This is a genomic window from Stenotrophomonas sp. GW821-FHT02D01, from assembly GCF_059421765.1.
On record NZ_JBWKVP010000001.1, the window covers coordinates 143,627 to 159,586 of the forward strand.

Annotated in this window: 17 protein-coding genes; 8 read left to right on the plus strand and 9 right to left on the minus strand. The window is 67.0% G+C overall.

The window, feature by feature from the left end:
- Positions 1 to 210: 210 nt before the first annotated feature.
- The 8 genes from AC07UW_RS00580 (at position 211) to AC07UW_RS00615 (ending at position 6,626) form a co-directional block, all read left to right on the plus strand.
- Entirely contained in the window at positions 211 to 1,371 is a 1,161-nt protein-coding gene (locus tag AC07UW_RS00580; RefSeq protein ID WP_495211223.1) for an MFS transporter, read from the plus strand.
- A 607-nt stretch (positions 1,372 to 1,978) separates the two neighbouring features.
- Positions 1,979 to 2,599 carry a LemA family protein gene (locus tag AC07UW_RS00585; RefSeq protein WP_025877902.1) on the plus strand — a complete coding sequence of 207 codons (621 nt, stop codon included), beginning with the start codon at positions 1,979 to 1,981 and terminating at the stop codon, positions 2,597 to 2,599.
- Between the two features lie 3 nt (positions 2,600 to 2,602).
- A complete protein-coding gene (locus tag AC07UW_RS00590; protein WP_099841933.1) occupies positions 2,603 to 3,487 on the plus strand; it encodes a TPM domain-containing protein in 885 nt (294 codons plus the stop codon).
- Complete coding sequence (locus AC07UW_RS00595) at positions 3,487 to 3,981, plus strand: TPM domain-containing protein (RefSeq protein ID WP_336024859.1); 495 nt, start codon at positions 3,487 to 3,489, stop codon at positions 3,979 to 3,981. The genes AC07UW_RS00590 and AC07UW_RS00595 overlap by 1 nt, the downstream gene beginning before the upstream one ends.
- Positions 3,982 to 4,065: 84 nt before the next feature.
- Positions 4,066 to 4,953, plus strand: coding sequence for a prolipoprotein diacylglyceryl transferase (lgt, locus tag AC07UW_RS00600; protein WP_336024861.1), 888 nt, complete (start codon positions 4,066 to 4,068; stop codon positions 4,951 to 4,953).
- Positions 4,950 to 5,744, plus strand: coding sequence for a thymidylate synthase (locus tag AC07UW_RS00605; RefSeq protein WP_363729904.1), 795 nt, complete (start codon positions 4,950 to 4,952; stop codon positions 5,742 to 5,744). Before lgt ends, AC07UW_RS00605 begins: the two co-directional genes overlap by 4 nt.
- 106 nt (positions 5,745 to 5,850) lie before the next feature.
- Positions 5,851 to 6,138 carry a hypothetical protein gene (locus tag AC07UW_RS00610; RefSeq protein ID WP_132825915.1) on the plus strand — a complete coding sequence of 96 codons (288 nt, stop codon included), beginning with the start codon at positions 5,851 to 5,853 and terminating at the stop codon, positions 6,136 to 6,138.
- Complete coding sequence (locus AC07UW_RS00615; protein ID WP_230113099.1) at positions 6,135 to 6,626, plus strand: dihydrofolate reductase; 492 nt, start codon at positions 6,135 to 6,137, stop codon at positions 6,624 to 6,626. Before AC07UW_RS00610 ends, AC07UW_RS00615 begins: the two co-directional genes overlap by 4 nt.
- Positions 6,627 to 6,674: 48 nt before the next feature.
- Here AC07UW_RS00615 and AC07UW_RS00620 read toward each other — a convergent pair whose 3' ends face one another.
- The 9 genes from AC07UW_RS00620 to AC07UW_RS00660 form a co-directional block, all read right to left on the minus strand.
- A complete protein-coding gene (locus AC07UW_RS00620) occupies positions 6,675 to 7,319 on the minus strand; it encodes a DUF1287 domain-containing protein (protein ID WP_223494265.1) in 645 nt (214 codons plus the stop codon).
- The gene (locus tag AC07UW_RS00625) at positions 7,316 to 8,332 is read right to left on the minus strand and encodes a symmetrical bis(5'-nucleosyl)-tetraphosphatase (protein WP_336024863.1); all 1,017 of its coding nucleotides are present in this window, start codon (positions 8,330 to 8,332) and stop codon (positions 7,316 to 7,318) included. The genes AC07UW_RS00620 and AC07UW_RS00625 overlap by 4 nt, the downstream gene beginning before the upstream one ends.
- Positions 8,333 to 8,347: 15 nt before the next feature.
- Positions 8,348 to 8,731: a Co2+/Mg2+ efflux facilitator ApaG/CorD gene (gene apaG / locus AC07UW_RS00630; RefSeq protein ID WP_025877914.1), complete on the minus strand. Its 384-nt coding sequence runs from the start codon at positions 8,729 to 8,731 to the stop codon at positions 8,348 to 8,350.
- A gap of 13 nt (positions 8,732 to 8,744) precedes the next feature.
- The gene (rsmA, locus tag AC07UW_RS00635; protein ID WP_025877916.1) at positions 8,745 to 9,548 is read right to left on the minus strand and encodes a 16S rRNA (adenine(1518)-N(6)/adenine(1519)-N(6))-dimethyltransferase RsmA; all 804 of its coding nucleotides are present in this window, start codon (positions 9,546 to 9,548) and stop codon (positions 8,745 to 8,747) included.
- A complete protein-coding gene (gene pdxA / locus AC07UW_RS00640) occupies positions 9,545 to 10,525 on the minus strand; it encodes a 4-hydroxythreonine-4-phosphate dehydrogenase PdxA (RefSeq protein WP_336024868.1) in 981 nt (326 codons plus the stop codon). The genes rsmA and pdxA overlap by 4 nt, the downstream gene beginning before the upstream one ends.
- 3 nt (positions 10,526 to 10,528) lie before the next feature.
- Positions 10,529 to 11,872, minus strand: coding sequence for a peptidylprolyl isomerase (locus tag AC07UW_RS00645; protein ID WP_495211224.1), 1,344 nt, complete (start codon positions 11,870 to 11,872; stop codon positions 10,529 to 10,531).
- Positions 11,869 to 14,370, minus strand: coding sequence for an LPS-assembly protein LptD (gene lptD / locus AC07UW_RS00650; RefSeq protein WP_495211225.1), 2,502 nt, complete (start codon positions 14,368 to 14,370; stop codon positions 11,869 to 11,871). The genes AC07UW_RS00645 and lptD overlap by 4 nt, the downstream gene beginning before the upstream one ends.
- A gap of 89 nt (positions 14,371 to 14,459) precedes the next feature.
- Positions 14,460 to 15,398, minus strand: a complete 939-nt coding sequence (locus tag AC07UW_RS00655) for a histone deacetylase family protein (protein ID WP_495211226.1) — start codon at positions 15,396 to 15,398, stop codon at positions 14,460 to 14,462.
- 6 nt (positions 15,399 to 15,404) lie between these two features.
- A complete protein-coding gene (locus AC07UW_RS00660; protein ID WP_089238883.1) occupies positions 15,405 to 15,959 on the minus strand; it encodes a cob(I)yrinic acid a,c-diamide adenosyltransferase in 555 nt (184 codons plus the stop codon).
- Position 15,960 lies beyond the last annotated feature (1 nt).

Consider the following 15,960-nt stretch of genomic DNA (forward strand, 5'->3'; position numbering starts at 1 on the left):
GGCATGGCCCGGCGCTACCCAAGCGTGGGACCGTCCCGGTAGCGCCGGGCGATGCCCGGCGTGGCTTCTTCCCGCAATGCCGGCTTGCACCCTCCACTTGTGAATCGGGATCAACACTGTTTTCCCGCGTAGTGGCTTACTCCCGGCCGGCAAAGCGCGCAGGCTACGCGCTCATTTTCCACAGGGCCTGCCCCCACGCAGGCAATCCCCATGAATTCCAGAGCCGCATTGCTGGCCCTCGCCGTCGGCGCCTTCGCCATTGGCACCACCGAGTTCACGCCGATGGGCCTGCTGCCGGTCATCGCCAACGGAGTGGAGGTCAGCATCCCCACCGCCGGCATGCTGATCACCGCCTATGCGGTGGGCGTGATGCTGGGCGCACCGGTGATGACCCTGCTGATGGGACGCTTCGGCAAGCGCACCGCGCTGATGTTGCTGATGTCGATCTTCGTCATCGGCAACCTGCTGTCGGCGCTGGCCCCGAACTACGGCCTGCTGCTGCTGTCACGGCTGGTGACCAGCCTCAATCACGGTGCGTTCTTCGGCATCGGCGCGGTGGTCGCCGCCAGCCTGGTGCCGAAGGAGAAGCAGGCCGCGGCGGTGGCGACGATGTTCATGGGCCTGACCATCGCCAACATCGGTGGCGTGCCGCTGGCGACCTGGGTCGGCCAGCAGCTGGGGTGGCGCCTGGCCTTTGCCGGCACCGCCGTACTCGGTGTGGTTGCGATCACCGCGTTGGCCATGGCACTGCCGCCGTCGGCCGCGGGCGCGCGCCCGGATGTCCGGCGTGAACTGAAATCGATCATGCAGCCGCAGGTACTGCTGGCGATGGCCACCACGGTGCTGGGTGCAGGTGCGATGTTCACCCTCTACACCTACGTGGCGCCGGTGCTGACTGAACTGACCGGTGCGTCGAATGCCTTCATCGCGTTGTCGCTGGCATTGATCGGCATCGGCTTTACCTTCGGTAACGGTATTGGCGGCCGCATGGCCGACTGGTCGCTGGACGGCGCCACCCGGATCCTGCTGGCGGTACTTGCGGTGCTGATGTTCGTGCTGCCGCTGGCTTTCATGAGCCACGCGACTGCGGCGCTGGGTGTACTGCTGTTCGGTGCGGCGACCTTCGCGATCGTGCCGCCGTTGCAGATCCGGGTGATGCAGGCGGCCAGCGAGGCGCCAGGCCTGGCGTCGTCGATCAACGTCGGTGCGTTCAACCTCGGCAATGCACTGGGCGCGGCGCTGGGTGGTGCGGTGATCAGCCTGGGGCTTGGGTACGCGGCGATTCCGGTGGCCGGTGGGCTGCTGGCAGCGTCGGCGCTGCTGCTGGCGTGGCTGGGGCGGGCACGCGCGCCGGTGGCTGAGGCTTGCTGAGAGATGTGTTCCGGCAGGGCTGCGCCCTGCACCCGCAGAGGCGGTAGTGCCGGCCGCTGGCCGGCAACCTCAACAGCAACGGCGGGCATTCCGTGGGATGGCGGGGTGGGTCCGGTGGCAGGGGACGGCGCAAGTACGTCCCTGTAGCCTCGGTCGCGCCATCCATGGCGCTCACGCCCCTGCCACCGGACCCACCCCGCCTTCGACAGTCTCCCGCGACCTGTCGGGACGGCATTCTGTGCTGCTGTTGGTAGGTGTCGACCTTGGTCGACAGATCCACGCCATGCGTGGATGGCAGGCATCAGGAATGTCTGAAGAATCGGTTTTCGCTTTTGATTTTTCTTTTTCTTTTGATCTTCCCGCGGTGCGCAGTAAACCGTCCGTGGCCGGGAGGGTGGGTTGGCTGGGGGCGTGAGCCGCATGGATGCGGCGACCGAGCTTACATGGACGTACTTGCAGCGTCCCCCAGCCAACCCACCCTCCCGGCCCACCCGAGCTGGCTGGACCACACCGCGGAGGGGGCGGCGCCCGATGGCCGGCACTCTCCACACGTCCGTTAACACCGACCATGGCATGCTCGGCGCTCAGTCCACCCGGAGCCTTGGCCATGCGCCTGTTGACCCGCCTCATTCCCTTGCTGCTGCTGGCCTCCCTGCTGTCCGGCTGCGGCTACAACGCCATCCAGCAGAAGGACGAAGCGGTCAAGGCCAGCTGGTCCGAAGTGCTCAACCAGTACAAGCGTCGCGCCGACCTGGTGCCCAACCTGGTGCAGACCGTGAAGGGTTTCGCCAGCCAGGAAGAACGCGTGCTGACCGAAGTCACCAACGCCCGCTCGCGCGTTGGCCAGATCAACGTCAATGCCGACGATGAGGCCTCGCTCAAGCAGTTCCAGCAGGCCCAGGGTGAGCTCGGCAGCGCGTTGTCGCGCCTGCTGGTGGTTACCGAGAACTACCCGGTGCTGAAGTCCGACCAGAACTTCCGCGACCTGCAGGCGCAGCTGGAAGGCACCGAGAACCGCATCACCGTCGCCCGTGGCCGTTACATCCAGCAGGTGCAGGACTACAACACCTACATCCGCTCGTTCCCGCAGCTGATCACCGCCAAGATCTTCGGCTACCAGCCCAAGCCGAACTTCACCGTGGAAAACGAAGCGCAGATCTCCAACGCGCCGGCGGTTGATTTCGGCAACGCGCCGCAGCAGCAGCCGGCCCCGGCTCCGGGCCACTGACCGATGCGCTTGGCCGCCACACTGCTGGCCCTGCTGCTGTGGCTGCCGTTGGCCGTGCAGGCGCAGACGCTGGCGCCGATTCCGGCGCTGGATTCGCCGGTGGTCGACACCACCGGCACCCTGGATGCCGCGCAGAAGCAGGCGCTGGTGCAGCAGGCGCTGGACCTGCAGCAGCGCAAGGGCAGCCAGATGCAGGTGCTGGTGGTGCCGACCACGCAGCCGGAAGACATCGCCCAGTACACCACCCGGGTGTTCGACCAGTGGCAGATCGGTCGCAAGGGGGTGGATGACGGCGTGCTGCTGGTGGTGGCCAAGGACGATCGGCGGGTGCGCATCGAACCGGGCTATGGCCTGGAAGGCGCGATTCCCGACGCGATCGCCAACCGGGTGATCCAGGAATACCTGGTGCCACGCTTCCGCGCCAATGACTATGCCGGCGGCATCACCGAGGCCACGGCGGTGCTGGTGAGGATCATCGACGGCGAAGCCCTGCCGGCGCCGGTCAGCAGCCAGCAGGGACGCGCCCCGGACGGGGGCGGTGATACCTGGATCCTGGCATTGTTCATCGGCGTGTTCGCCGGCAGCATCCTGCGGGGCGTGTTCTCGCGGGTACCGCGTCCGCTGCGCGGCCTGCTGGGTGGTGCTGGAGCGGCGGTAGCCGCCTTCCTGTTCACTTCCACCTTGCTGGCCAGTGGCCTGGCCGGCGTGGTTGGCCTGGTGGTGGCGATGTTGTCCGGCCATCCGGGCCGCTTCGCCGGCGGTGGCGGTTGGGGCGGCGGTAGCTGGGGTGGCGGCGGCTTCGGCGGCGGGGGTGGGTTTGGCGGTGGCGGCGGCTGGGGCGGCGGTGGCGGCCGTTCCGGCGGCGGCGGCGCGTCGGGAGGCTGGTGATGATCCGACGTCTGTGCAGGCATCTGTTTTCGCCATCGGTACGGCGGGCGTTCCCGCCGGCCACGCTGCAGGCGATCACCGAGGCGATCGCCGCGGGCGAGCAGCGCCATGGCGGCCAGGTGATGTTTGCCGTGGAGGCCGATCTGCCACTGCATGCGCTGTGGCACAAGGTCACCCCGCGGCAGGCGGCCGAGCATGCCTTCGCGCGCCTGCGCACCTGGGATACGGCGCACAACAACGGCGTGCTGATCTACCTGCTGCTGGCCGACCACGCCATCGAGATCGTCGCCGACCGTGGCCTGCAGGGGCGGGTCGCGCCCGAGCAGTGGCAGCGGGTCTGCACGCATCTGCGCGAAGGCCTGCGCGGCTCGCAGCCGGTGGCGGCGCTGCGCGATGCCATCGACGAGGTTTCCTCCCTGGTGGAAGGGCACTTTCCTGCCTCGGCGCGGTCCGATCAGGACGGCCTGCCGGACACGCCGCAGATCCTGGGCTGAAGCCCGGCAATCGGGCGACGGCGGCCACGACGAGGCCGCTCCCGGGCGGCGCTAGAATATCGGCATCCCTGCAAGGCGCCCTTCATGATCTATTTCCACGACATCGACCCCATCGCCCTCTCGTTGGGACCGATCAAGGTGCACTGGTACGGCATCATGTACCTGCTCGGCTTCACCGCCGCCTGGCTGCTGGGGCGCAAGCGGATCGCCGACGGGCGCCTGCCGGGCGTCGACGCCAACGGCTTCTCCGACCTGCTGTTCTACGCCATGCTCGGCGTGGTGCTGGGCGGGCGCATCGGCTACATGCTGTTCTACGCGCTGGGCGATTTCCTGCACAACCCGCTGCTGCTGTTCAAGGTGTGGGATGGCGGCATGAGCTTCCACGGCGGCCTGCTCGGTGTGATCGCGGCCTGCTGGTGGTGGTCGCGCAAGCATGCGCTGCACTTCTTCGACACCATGGATTTCATGGCGCCGCTGGTGCCGCTGGGCCTGGGCTTTGGCCGCATCGGCAACTTCATCGGCGCCGAGCTGTGGGGCAAGTACACCGACGGCAGCTGGGGCGTGGTGTTCCCGTCCGGCCTGCCGGCACCGTTGAACCAGCTCGACCACGCCACCCTGCAGTCGCAGTTCGCCAGCGGTGCGCTCAACCAGTTCGCCCGCCATCCCTCGCAGCTGTATGAAGCGCTGCTGGAAGGGCTGGTGATGTTCGTGGTGTTGTGGACAGTGTCGGCCAAGCCGCGCCATCGCTATCTCATCGGCGGCCTGTTCGCGCTGCTGTACGGCATCTTCCGCTTCGCCGTCGAGTTCGTGCGCATGCCCGACAACGGCGTCTATGTGGCCTTCGGCTGGCTGACCAAGGGCCAGATCCTGTGCGTGCCGCTGATCGCCTTCGGCCTGGTGCTGCTGGTGATGTCGCGCCGCGCGCCGGTGCTGCAGCCGCAGCCGCTGGTGACGGCGGAGGGCAAGGCATGAAGGCCTACCTGGACCTGCTCTCGCACGTGCTCGAACACGGCGCGGAGAAGAGCGACCGCACCGGTACGGGCACCCGCAGCGTGTTCGGCTGGCAGATGCGCTTCAACCTCAACGACGGCTTCCCGCTGGTCACCACCAAGAAGCTGCACCTGCGCTCGATCATCCACGAGCTGCTGTGGTTCCTGAAGGGCGATACCAACATTGGTTACCTGAAGGACAACCAGGTACGCATCTGGGACGAATGGGCCGACGAGAACGGTGACCTCGGCCCGGTGTACGGCAAGCAGTGGCGCAGCTGGGCCACGGCCGACGGCGGCGAGATCGACCAGATGCAGTGGCTGGTGGACGAGATCAAGCGTAATCCGGATTCGCGGCGGCTGGTGGTCAGTGCCTGGAACGTGGGCGAGCTCTCGCAGATGGCGTTGATGCCGTGCCACAACCTGTTCCAGTTCTACGTGGTGGACGGCAAGCTCAGCTGCCAGCTGTACCAGCGCAGTGGCGACATCTTCCTCGGTGTACCGTTCAACATCGCCAGCTACGCATTGCTGACCCACATGGTGGCGCAGGCCACCGGCCTGGGCGTCGGCGATTTCGTGCACACGCTGGGCGACGCGCACCTGTATTCGAACCACTTCGAACAGGCCCGCGAGCAGCTGTCGCGAGAGACGCGCGCGTTGCCGACGCTGTGGTTGAACCCGGAGGTGACCGATCTGTTCGGCTTCCAGTTCGATGACATCCGCATTGATGGCTACGATCCGCATCCGGCGATCAAGGCGCCGGTGGCGGTGTGAGCGCGCGCCCGCGCGTTGCGGCGCTGCTGGCGTTGGCAGGATGCGTATCAGTAGGTGAGACTTGAGTGGTGCAGATTGTTTCTCGGGTTCAGGAAGCGGAAGAACGATGAGTAAACATTCACGGAAAGCAAGGGAAAAGCTGGCGGAGGGGTTGATGTCGATGTCCGGCTCCTTGGCCGTTGCATTGACAGTCGGCGTGTTGATTACTCCTCTCCTTGCAGTCGCCAATGCGGCGGTTGCGGGAAAGGATGTCGACCTTTGGGTAATGATTACTGGCCTTAAGCCCAGTACTGCGGGAATTCTGTTCCTGCTCTATTGTTCGGCGGTTGCAACAGTCCTTGGTGGACGTAGCGCGGCAATGAAGATCTTCAACGAGTTGTATCCGGAAAAATGAAACTCTCGATGATCGTTGCACTGGATCGCAATCGTGGCATCGGCCAGGGCAATGCCATGCCTTGGCACCTGCCGGACGACTTCAAGCACTTCAAGGCATTGACCTTGGGCAAGCCGATCCTGATGGGGCGCAAGACCGCCGAATCGATTGGCCGGGTGCTGCCGGGCCGAACCAACCTGGTGCTGACCCGCAGCGGCCAGGTGCCGTTCGAAGGGATGCGCGCGGTGGCCTCGCTGGACGAGGCGAAAGCGATTGCAGAGGGCGAGGGCGCCAGCGAGCTGTGCATCATTGGTGGCGGCGAGATCTTCCGCCAGCTGCTGGACCAGGCCAGCGATCTGTACCTGACCTGGGTGGATGCCGAAGTACCAGCCGACACCCACTTCCCCGAGCTGGACCCGGGTGACTGGCAGGAGGTGAGCAGCGAGCCGCATCCCGCTGACGAACGCCATGCCTACGCCTTCCGCTTCGTGCACTACGTCCGCCGCTGAGCGCGACGTCCTGTAGAGCCCGGCCTTGCTCGGCTCTACAGGATCGTTTTACGGCATCCGGTAGTGGCCGATGATGGTGTGCTGGAACAGCAGGTTCTCTTCCCGCGTACCGCGCGCGATGTTGTGCAGCACCAGCGGCGTGCCGTCGGCCAGGCGCCGGTCGGAAACGATGCCCACGTGCAGCAGGCCGTTGCCGTTGAGCTTCCAGGCCACGATGTCGCCGGCAGCGAAGTCGCTGGCGCGCGAACCGATCGGCTGCTGCCAACCCTGGCGGTCAAACCAGCGCATCAGGTTGGGCACGCGCCGATGGTCGATGTTCCGATCCGGTCGGGACAGGCCCCAAAGGGCCGGATAGGCGCTGAAATCAGCACGCATGTCTTCGTTCACGCGGACCTGCAGGTCCAGCCCCTGTGTACGCAGGGCGCGGACCACCACGTCGGTGCATACGCCGCGATCAGCGGGCACGTCGCCACCGGGGTAGGCCAGTACCTGATAGGCAGGGTCGTAGCGGGTGGTGACGCCGATCTGTGCGCGTGCGGCAGCGACCAGCGGCGGCGAAGGTGCAGGAGCTGATGCAGGGGCGGCGGTAGCGTCGGCGCCGGCAGTCGCTGGCGACGATGAGGGCTGGCAGCCGCTGGCCAGGGCCAGCGTCAGCAGCAGCACCGTCCATGGTGCGCGGTTGCCGGGCGTCATGCCGAAGGAGGCGTTCCGTTGTTGTTGCCACCACCGCCACCGCCACCGCCACTACGGCGGCGGCGCCGGCGCGGACCACGGTTGCCGGGGGCGCCAGCCGTTGCAGCGTTGCCGTTGCCCTGGCTGTTGTCCTTGCCTGCCGTGCGCTCGTGTGCCGGTCGCGCGGGCGGCCGCGCGTTGGCGACCGGTGCCGGTACGTCGCGTCCCGGTACCTGCACCACGCGCAGCTCATCGGTGTCGAGCTGGATCGCGGTGAGCTTGCCACCCCACACAGCACCGGTGTCGATCGCGTGGATGCCTTGGGTGATGGTCAGGCCGAGCGCGGACCAATGGCCGCAGACCACCTTCAGGTCGCGTTCGACCCGGCCCGGCACTTCGAACCAGGGATACAGCCCCTGTTCCTGGGTGCCCGGCGTGCCCTTGTCCTCGATGCCGATGCGGCCGCGCGAGGTGCAGTAGCGCATGCGCGTGAGCACGTTGATGATCGCCCGTGAGCGCTCGTAGCCGGTCAGGTTCGGCGCCCAGCTGGGCTTGTCGCCGTACATGTTGCGGAACAGCTTGCGATAGCCGGCGCCGTGCAGCTGCACTTCCACTTCGGCCGCATGCTTCTCGGCCATCTGCGTGGTCCACTTCGGCGCAAGGCCGGCATGCACCATCATCCAGCCAAGCTCACGGTCCACGTGCACCAGCTTCTGCAGGCGCAGCCAGTCCAGCAGCACGTCGCGGTCTTCGGCCTGGACGATGCGCAGCAGGTCCGGGTTGACCTTGCGCTGTTCTTCTTCGGTGCGCGCACCGACGGCCAGCAGTGAAAGGTCGTGGTTGCCGAGCACCACCACGCTGTGGTCGCGCAGCGAATGCACCAGCCGCAGGGTTTCCAGTGACTGTCCACCGCGGTTGACCAGGTCGCCGCAGAACCACAGGGTGTCCTGCGCGGGATCGAACCGGATCTTCTCCAGCAGGCGCTGGGTTACGTCATAGCAGCCTTGCAGGTCGCCGATCGCCCATACACTCATCGTTCGGCCTCCGTGTCAGTGCAGGGTGCGCGGGATGGCCAGCACGAAGGGTGCGACCGGCGCGGCGAATTCGGTGCCGTCGTCGGCCACCATGTCGTAATGGCCCTGCATCGTGCCGTGCTCGGTGCCGAGCATGACACCCGAGGTGTAATGGAAGTCTTCACCCGGACGCAGTCGCGGCTGTTCGCCGATCACGCCATCGCCATCGACATGCTCGACGCGGCCATTGGCATCGGTGATGCGCCAGTGGCGTGCGACCAGGCGCGCGGCAACGCGGCCCTGGTTGTGGATGCGGATCGTATAGGCGAACGCATAACGACCGTCTTCCGGCGCGGATTGGTCGTCGAGGAAGCGCGGGGCGACTTCGACGGAGATGGCATAAACGTCAGCGTCTTCCATACCGGCAGTGTAATCAGGTGGCATTGGCCAAAGCGATGAATTCAGCCACGTCCAGCTGTTCGGCGCGGGCATCGGGGCGCACGCCGGCGGCCACGAACTGCTCGGCGCTGACCACGTTGTTCAGGGCATTGCGCAGGGTCTTGCGGCGTTGGCCGAAGGCGGCCTTGACCACCTCGGCGAAGCGCTTGTGGTCCTTGATGTCGATGCTGGCCGGGTCGCGCGGTACCAGGCGCACCACGGCCGAATCGACCTTCGGCGGCGGCCTGAACGCACCCGGCGGCACCACGAACAGCGAGGTCACCTCGCAGTAGGCCTGCAGCATCACGCTGAGGCGGCCGAACACCTTGCTGCCGGGACCGGCAGCCATGCGGTCGACCACTTCCTTCTGCAGCATGAAGTGCATGTCCGAGACCACCGCAGCATGCTCCAGTGCATGGAACAGGATGGGCGAGGAGATGTTGTAGGGCAGGTTGCCGACCAGGCGGATCGGCTGTCCGTCGGCCAGCTCGGTGAAATCGACCCGCAGCACGTCGCGGTTGACGATGGTCAGTTCACCCAGGGGCTCGGCGGCGGCGGTCAACGGCGCGATCAGGTCGCGGTCGAACTCGATCACCGTCATCTTCGGGTGCACGCGCAGCAGCGGCAGGGTGATCGCACCCTGGCCCGGGCCGATCTCGACCAGGCGGTCGCCGTCCTTGGGATTGACCGCCATCACGATCTTGTCGATGTAGTAGCGGTCGGCAAGGAAGTGCTGGCCGAGCTGCTTCTTGGCCGGGGCGGAAAACACCGGGCCGGAGGGGGAATGCGGGGAAGTCATGTGCTCAGTGTACGTTGCCGCGCCAGTCGCGCACACAGCGTTGTGGCGGCCTGCAGGCTGGAAGGATCGGCAATGCCGCGGCCGGCAAGATCCAGCGCGGTGCCGTGGTCCACCGCCACGCGCGGATAGGGCAGGCCCAGGGTCAGGTTCACCGCCTGCTCGAAGCCGGAGTACTTCAGCACCGGCAGGCCCTGGTCGTGGTACATGGCCAGCACGGTGTCGAAGCCGGCCAGCTTGGCCGGCAGGAACGCGGTATCGGCCGGCAGCGGACCGATCAGGTCCATGCCCTCGCCGCGCAGGCGCTGCAGCAGCGGGATGACCAGATCCAGTTCCTCGCGACCGAGGTGACCGTCTTCGCCGGCATGCGGGTTCAGGCCAAGCACGGCGATGCGCGGCGCGGCCAGGCCGAACTCGCGGCGCAGCGCGGCATGCACGGTGCGCAGGGTGTGTTCCAGGCCGGGCGCGGTGATCGCATCGGCAACCTCACGCAGCGGCAGGTGGGTCGTAGCCAGGGCAACGCGGACGATGTCGTTGGCCAGCATCATCACCACCTTCACCCCGGCCTGGTCGGCCAGCAGTTCGGTGGTGCCGCTGTAGGCGATGCCGCCCTGGTTGATCACCGCCTTGTGCACCGGGCCGGTCACTACGCCGTGCAGTTCACCGGACAGGCAGGCCTGGCCCGCACCGAGCAGGGCACCGATCACCGCACCTGCGTTGGCAGGGTCGGTATGGCCGAAACGGCTGGGGGCGCTGTTGGCGACGGCGCGCAGGCGCAGATCGCCGGGGACGCGTGCGTGTGCGTCCTCGGGCAGCAGTTGCAGGGGCAGATCCAGCGCGGCTGCGGCCGCGCGCAGGGTGTCCGGATCGGCGAATGCCAGCAGCCGGCAATCATCGCGCGGCTGCTGGACCAGCCGGACACACAGTTCCGGGCCGATCCCGGCGGGCTCGCCCGGTACCAGAGCGAGCTCGGGGAGCATGGCTCAGGACTGCGGAGGCGTGGCAGTATTTTCCGCCCGGTCACCGCTGCGGAAGCTGACGTAGGCTTCGCCACGCAGCTCCTGCAGGAAGCGGTTGTACTCGTCTTCCAGCTTGCGGCGACCGATGGTCTCGCGGACCTGGGCGCGCTGGTTGTCACTGCCGACGTCGGTCTGGCGGGTGCCCACGCGCTGCACGATGTGCCAGCCCGCATCGGTGCGGAACGGCTGGCTTACGCCGCCGTCCTGGATGCCTGCCACCTGCTGGCCAAAGGCCGGGCCGAACGCGTCGGCCGGGAACCAGCCCAGATCGCCGCCCTGGCCCTTGCTGTTGGTGTCCTCGGACGATTCCTTGGCCACCTGCTGGAAGTCGGCACCGCCGGCAATACGCGCACGCAGGGTGTCGATCTTGGCCTTGGCCGCCGTGTCGGACTGGGCATCGTCCACGCGCACCAGGATATGGCGGCCGTGGTACTCGGTGACCGTGTGGGTGCCTGCCGCCGCGCTGGCGTCACGCACTTCCACCAGCTTCAGCAGCTGGAAGCCGCTCGGGCCACGGATCGGGCCGACCACTTCGCCGGGCTTCATCTGCTGCATCGTCTGTGCGAACGCGGCCGGGATTTCATCCAGGGTGCGCCAGCCGAGGTCGCCGCCTTCCAGCGCATTGGGGCTGTCGGAATAGCGCACGGCCGCCGCATTGAAGTCCAGTTCGCCCTTGTCCAGCAGGGCTTTCACGCCATCAGCCTTCTTCTGGCCGGTGGCGATCTGCTCGGCGCTGGCACCGTCGGGCAGGGCGACCAGGATGTGTGCGAGGTGGAACTGGTTGCCGGCATCGGCCTGCTGCTTCAGGGCAGCATCGACCTCGCCTTCGCTGACGCTGATGCGGCTCTGCGCGAAGCTCTGGCGCAGGCGCTGCACGGTGATCTCGTCACGCACCGAGGCGCGGAAATCGTTGAAATCGATACCGTCACTGGCCAGGCGCTGGCGCAGGGCATCCAGGGTCGAGCCGTTCTGCTGGGCGATGGCATTCATCGCCTGGGTCAGTTCCTGGTCGCTCACACGGATGCCGCTGCCCTGGGCACGGGCCACCTGCAGCTTGACCAGCACCAAGCGCTCGAGCACCTGGCGGCTGAGCACGTCATCGGGCGGCAGCTGGGCCTCGCGGCCGGCGTACTGCGCCTTGATGTTGGCGATCGCACGCTGGAGCTCGCTCTGCAGGATCACGTCCTCATCGACGACAGCAGCGATGCGATCCAACGGCTGGGCCTCCTGCGCAAGAACCTGCAGGGGGGCGGACACGCTGGACACCGCCAGAAGCGATGCGAGGAGAACGGGGAAGCTCTTGGTCATGGGATCTGATTCGGATCGTAGTCATCGCGGGTCGCTCCGGTGTTGCTGGGCGGCACGAGATAGAGGTCGTCGCGGTTGTAGCCGAGGATAGCACGGCGCAAAGTGCGGTCCGTGTCCTGGCCGAGGGAGCTCAAGCCCTTGAGCACGAACTCGAGCTGGATGGAGTTGTTCATTTCGCCTTCGCGGTTGCGTACGTAGCGGCGGGCCACGGCGCGCACGGCCAGGCAGCAGCTGTCCCACTGTACGCCACCGATGATCTCCAGCGGTTCCTTGTCCTGCAGCGAGTAGTAATAGCGACCGACCAGGCTCCAGCGCTCATTCAGCGGGTACAGGAACGACAGGTCGGCCTGTTCCAGCAGGGTGCGGTCATGCTTGTTGGCCGTGGCCGGGGCGCCGGAATTGATGCGGTAGCGGTAGGTCAGGTTGACCACGCCGTCGTTGGACATCAGGTAGCGGGCACGCACGCTGGCCAGATCCTCGCGCTTGTACTTGGGATCCCACTGATAGGTGGCGCCCAGCGTCCAGCGGTCGTTGATCATGTAGTTGCCGTCGGCGATCCAGGCCGACTTGCCCTTTTCCACCGGTGCGCCACCGGGGACCACGCTCACCCGCGACTCGTCGAAGTACTGGATCTGGCCGATGGAGGCCGAGAAGCGTTCCTTGCCGGTGGTCTGGTCGATGAAGCGGGTGCTCAGGGCCACGGTCAGCTGGTTGGCGTCGTTCTGGCGATCGGCGCCGGTATAGCGCGAATCGCGGAACAGCTGGCCCCAGCTGAAGGTGAAGTCGCGGGTGTCGAAGATCGGCAGCTCGTCCTGGTCGCGGTAGGGCGTGCGCAGGTAGAACAGACGCGGTTCCAGGGTCTGCAGGAACGACTTGCCACCGATCTTCGTCTCACGGTCGAAGAACAGGCCGGCATCGAGGCTGGCGATCGGCAGGCTGCGGCTGGGCGAGGTGTTGCCGCGCAGCTGTTCGGGGGTAGCGGTGTTCGGGTCGATGCCCTGCGAGCGCAGGATCTGGCCGCGGATGCCGTTCACGCCATCAACCAGTCCACGGTCCAGCTGGTAACCGGTATAGCGGTAGGCCAGCGTGGGCGTGACATACCAGGCCGCGCCGCTGATCGGGAACGACACGTACGGTTTCAGGTCCAGTCGCGAGCCGCCGCTGACACCGATGCCCTCGGTCTGCCGGCTGCCGTTTCGGGTGTACTGCAGGTCCGGTCCCGCATCGGCGCCGTACTTGAAGTTGATGTCGTCGTGGGTGAAGCGCACGGCCTCGGCGTAGACACCGGTCTCCAGCCACGGCAGCAGCGGCTTGTCCCAGTTGAAGTACAGGCGCGGCTGGCGGTTGTAGGCCAGCGCACTCTCGTTGAGGGTGTAGTCGGTCAGCTGCCAGCGGTCGGCCATGATGCCGGCCGTCCAGTTCTTGCCGGTGCCGTACAGGCCGACGGTGCTCTGCAGGTTTGACGCAGTGACCCCCACCAGGCGGTTGGCGAAGTCTTCCACGTAGCGCTCGTCGCTGACCCAGGCCAGGTTGGCGCGGGCCTGCCAGTGGTCGTCGAGGTTGTGGTAGCCGCCGAACATCACCCGGCCGCGGTCGCGGTCGCGTAGTTTGTCGTTGGGCATGAACGCGGTCAGCAGTTCGCCGCGGCCGCCGTTGTAGAGGTAGCGGAACTCGTTGTCGAGCATCAGACCGCGCCGGCTCATGTAGCGCGGGGTCAACGTGTCGTCGTAGTTCGGCGCCAGATTGAAGTAGATCGGCTGCGCGTAATCGAAACCGTTGCGGCCGGACATGCCCAGCTGCGGGAACAGCAGGCCGGTCTTGCGCCGGTCATCGATCGGGAACTTGAAGTAGGGCGCCCACAGGATCGGCACCTTGCCGATCCGCAGCACCGCGTTGCGGGCAGTACCGAAGCCTTCGTCGTTGTCGACTTCGATTTCCGGCGCCGTCAGCCGCCATACCGGCTGCGACGGGTCGCAGGTGGTGTAGGTGGAGCGGTGCATCTGCCCGACCGCGCCCTGCAGGTCGACCGATTCGGCTTCACCGTTGCCGCGGCGGGACACCAGCTGGTACTGGATGTCGGTGATCTTGTGGGTGTCGCTTTCCTGGTTGCCCTCGGCGCGCTTGGCGACCATCCGGATCGAGGCATCCTGGTAGCGGACGTTGCCGTCGGCGACATAGTTGCCGCTTTCGGTATCGAAGCTGAGCTTGTCGGTGCCCACGAACTGGTCGCCCCGGCGCAGCGCCACGTTGCCCTGGTACTGCGGCACGGTGGTGGTGCCCAGCAGCTGGTCGCCCTCGATGTCGGTGGGCTGCTGTTCGCGCGCAGCACTGGCGGCAGCCTTGTCCTGGCCGGGCACCGGCGTCGGCGCGTCGGTGAACGCAGGGATCACGTCCGTGGCCGGGCAAAGGCCCCAGTTGAGCGGCTTGTCATCAGCCCATGCCGGAAGGCAGACGGCGATGCTCAGGGGCAGGGGAAGCAGGCGGAGGGCTCGGCGCACGCGGTTCGGATTCGGGCGAAAACGGACGGTAGCTTGCCCCATCCCTTGCATAGGGGCAATGAAGGCCTCCCCTGATTGCCGGTTCGGGTTCATCCAGCCCCGTTGCCAGAGGGGGCTGCGATCAGCGCCTGCAGGTGGGCCACGCTGCACTCGGCCAAGGCCTGCAGGTCGTATCCACCCTCCAGCATCGACACCACCCGGCCGGCGGCATGACGGCGTGCCAGCGCGTGCAGTTCGGTGGTGATCCAGGCGAAATCGTCGGTCTCCAGCATCAGATCGGCCTGCGGATCGCGCAGGTGCGCGTCGAAGCCTGCCGAGATCAGCAGCAGCTGAGGGCGGAAGTCGTCGATCGCCGGCAGCATTTCGTCGGCCCAGACATTGCGGAAGCGGAAGCCACCACTGCCCGGCGGCAGCAGGATGTTCATCAGGTTGCCGGCACCGCGGTCACGGCGCAGGCCGGACTCGGGGAACAGGCCGGCCTGGTGGGTGCTGTAGTAGGACACCCGGGCGTCGTGTTGGAAGATGTCCTGGGTGCCGTTGCCATGGTGGACATCGAAGTCGACCACCGCGATCCGCTCCAGACCGTGGCGGTCGCGGGCGTAGGCGGCGGCGATGGCAATGTTGTTGAGCAGGCAGAAGCCCATCGCGGTGCTGCTGGTGGCATGGTGGCCGGGTGGGCGCACCGCGCAGAAGGCCAGCGGATCCTCACCCAGCATCACTGCATCGACGGCTGCGACACCGGCGCCGGCGGCATGCACCGCGGCACTGGCCGAGCCCGGCGAGGTCCAGGTGTCCATGTCCAGCTGGCGCAGCGGTGCGGTCTGCGGTTGCAGCACCAGATCCAGCAGCGCGCTGTCGTGGACCCGGGTCAGTTCACCGAACTTGGCCGGCGGCGCTTCGCGCCACTCCAGTTGGCCGGGGAAGGCCTCGTGCAGCGCGTCGAGCACCACCTGCAGGCGTTGCGGGCATTCAGGATGGCCAGGGCCGGGATCGTGCAGCAGGCAGGCGGGATGGGTGAAGACCAGCATGGCGGCTCAGCGCTGGCGATGCTGTGGTTGCCACAGCGCTTCGCCGTGGCCATCGGCCCGTGCCAGCACCCGGGCCAGCACGAACAGGAGGTCTGACAGCCGGTTGAGGTACTGCAGCGCTTCGCTGCGTACCGGTTCCACCCGGGCCAGGGCCACCGTGTCGCGCTCGGCGCGGCGGACGACGGTGCGCGCGAGGTGGCAGCGCGCAGCGGCCTCGCCACCGGCCGGCAGGATGAACTCCTTCAGCATCGGCAGGTCGGCGTTGTAGTGGTCCAGCTGCTGTTCCAGGGCCGATACGTCGGCGGCGTGGATCGCGGCATGGCCGGGAACGCACAGTTCGGCGCCCAGATCGAACAGCTGGTGCTGCAGGTGCACGACCAGCGCGCGGACGTCCTCCGGCAGCGGCACAGCCAGCAACAGGCCGAGCGTGGCATTGGCTTCGTCGACGGTGCCATAGGACGCAACACGCAGATCATCCTTGCCGACCCGGCTGCCGTCACCCAGACCGGTGCTGCCGTCGTCGCCGGTGCGGGTGTAGATGCGCGAGAGGCGATGACCCATG

Bases quoted from the DNA above. Each gene is read 5' to 3' on its own strand.
- AC07UW_RS00580 (WP_495211223.1), top strand. From the start codon at position 211: ATGAATTCCAGAGCCGCATTGCTGGCCCTCGCCGTCGGCGCCTTCGCC.
- AC07UW_RS00625 (WP_336024863.1), bottom strand. From the start codon at position 8,332: ATGAGTGTATGGGCGATCGGCGACCTGCAAGGCTGCTATGACGTAACC.
- AC07UW_RS00605 (WP_363729904.1), top strand. From the start codon at position 4,950: ATGAAGGCCTACCTGGACCTGCTCTCGCACGTGCTCGAACACGGCGCG.
- lgt (WP_336024861.1), top strand. From the start codon at position 4,066: ATGATCTATTTCCACGACATCGACCCCATCGCCCTCTCGTTGGGACCG.
- AC07UW_RS00595 (WP_336024859.1), top strand. From the start codon at position 3,487: ATGATCCGACGTCTGTGCAGGCATCTGTTTTCGCCATCGGTACGGCGG.
- AC07UW_RS00615 (WP_230113099.1), top strand. From the start codon at position 6,135: ATGAAACTCTCGATGATCGTTGCACTGGATCGCAATCGTGGCATCGGC.
- pdxA (WP_336024868.1), bottom strand. From the start codon at position 10,525: ATGCTCCCCGAGCTCGCTCTGGTACCGGGCGAGCCCGCCGGGATCGGC.
- apaG (WP_025877914.1), bottom strand. From the start codon at position 8,731: ATGGAAGACGCTGACGTTTATGCCATCTCCGTCGAAGTCGCCCCGCGC.
- AC07UW_RS00645 (WP_495211224.1), bottom strand. From the start codon at position 11,872: ATGACCAAGAGCTTCCCCGTTCTCCTCGCATCGCTTCTGGCGGTGTCC.
- rsmA (WP_025877916.1), bottom strand. From the start codon at position 9,548: ATGACTTCCCCGCATTCCCCCTCCGGCCCGGTGTTTTCCGCCCCGGCC.
- AC07UW_RS00660 (WP_089238883.1), bottom strand. From the start codon at position 15,959: ATGGGTCATCGCCTCTCGCGCATCTACACCCGCACCGGCGACGACGGC.
- AC07UW_RS00655 (WP_495211226.1), bottom strand. From the start codon at position 15,398: ATGCTGGTCTTCACCCATCCCGCCTGCCTGCTGCACGATCCCGGCCCT.
- AC07UW_RS00610 (WP_132825915.1), top strand. From the start codon at position 5,851: ATGAGTAAACATTCACGGAAAGCAAGGGAAAAGCTGGCGGAGGGGTTG.
- AC07UW_RS00620 (WP_223494265.1), bottom strand. From the start codon at position 7,319: ATGACGCCCGGCAACCGCGCACCATGGACGGTGCTGCTGCTGACGCTG.
- AC07UW_RS00585 (WP_025877902.1), top strand. From the start codon at position 1,979: ATGCGCCTGTTGACCCGCCTCATTCCCTTGCTGCTGCTGGCCTCCCTG.
- AC07UW_RS00590 (WP_099841933.1), top strand. From the start codon at position 2,603: ATGCGCTTGGCCGCCACACTGCTGGCCCTGCTGCTGTGGCTGCCGTTG.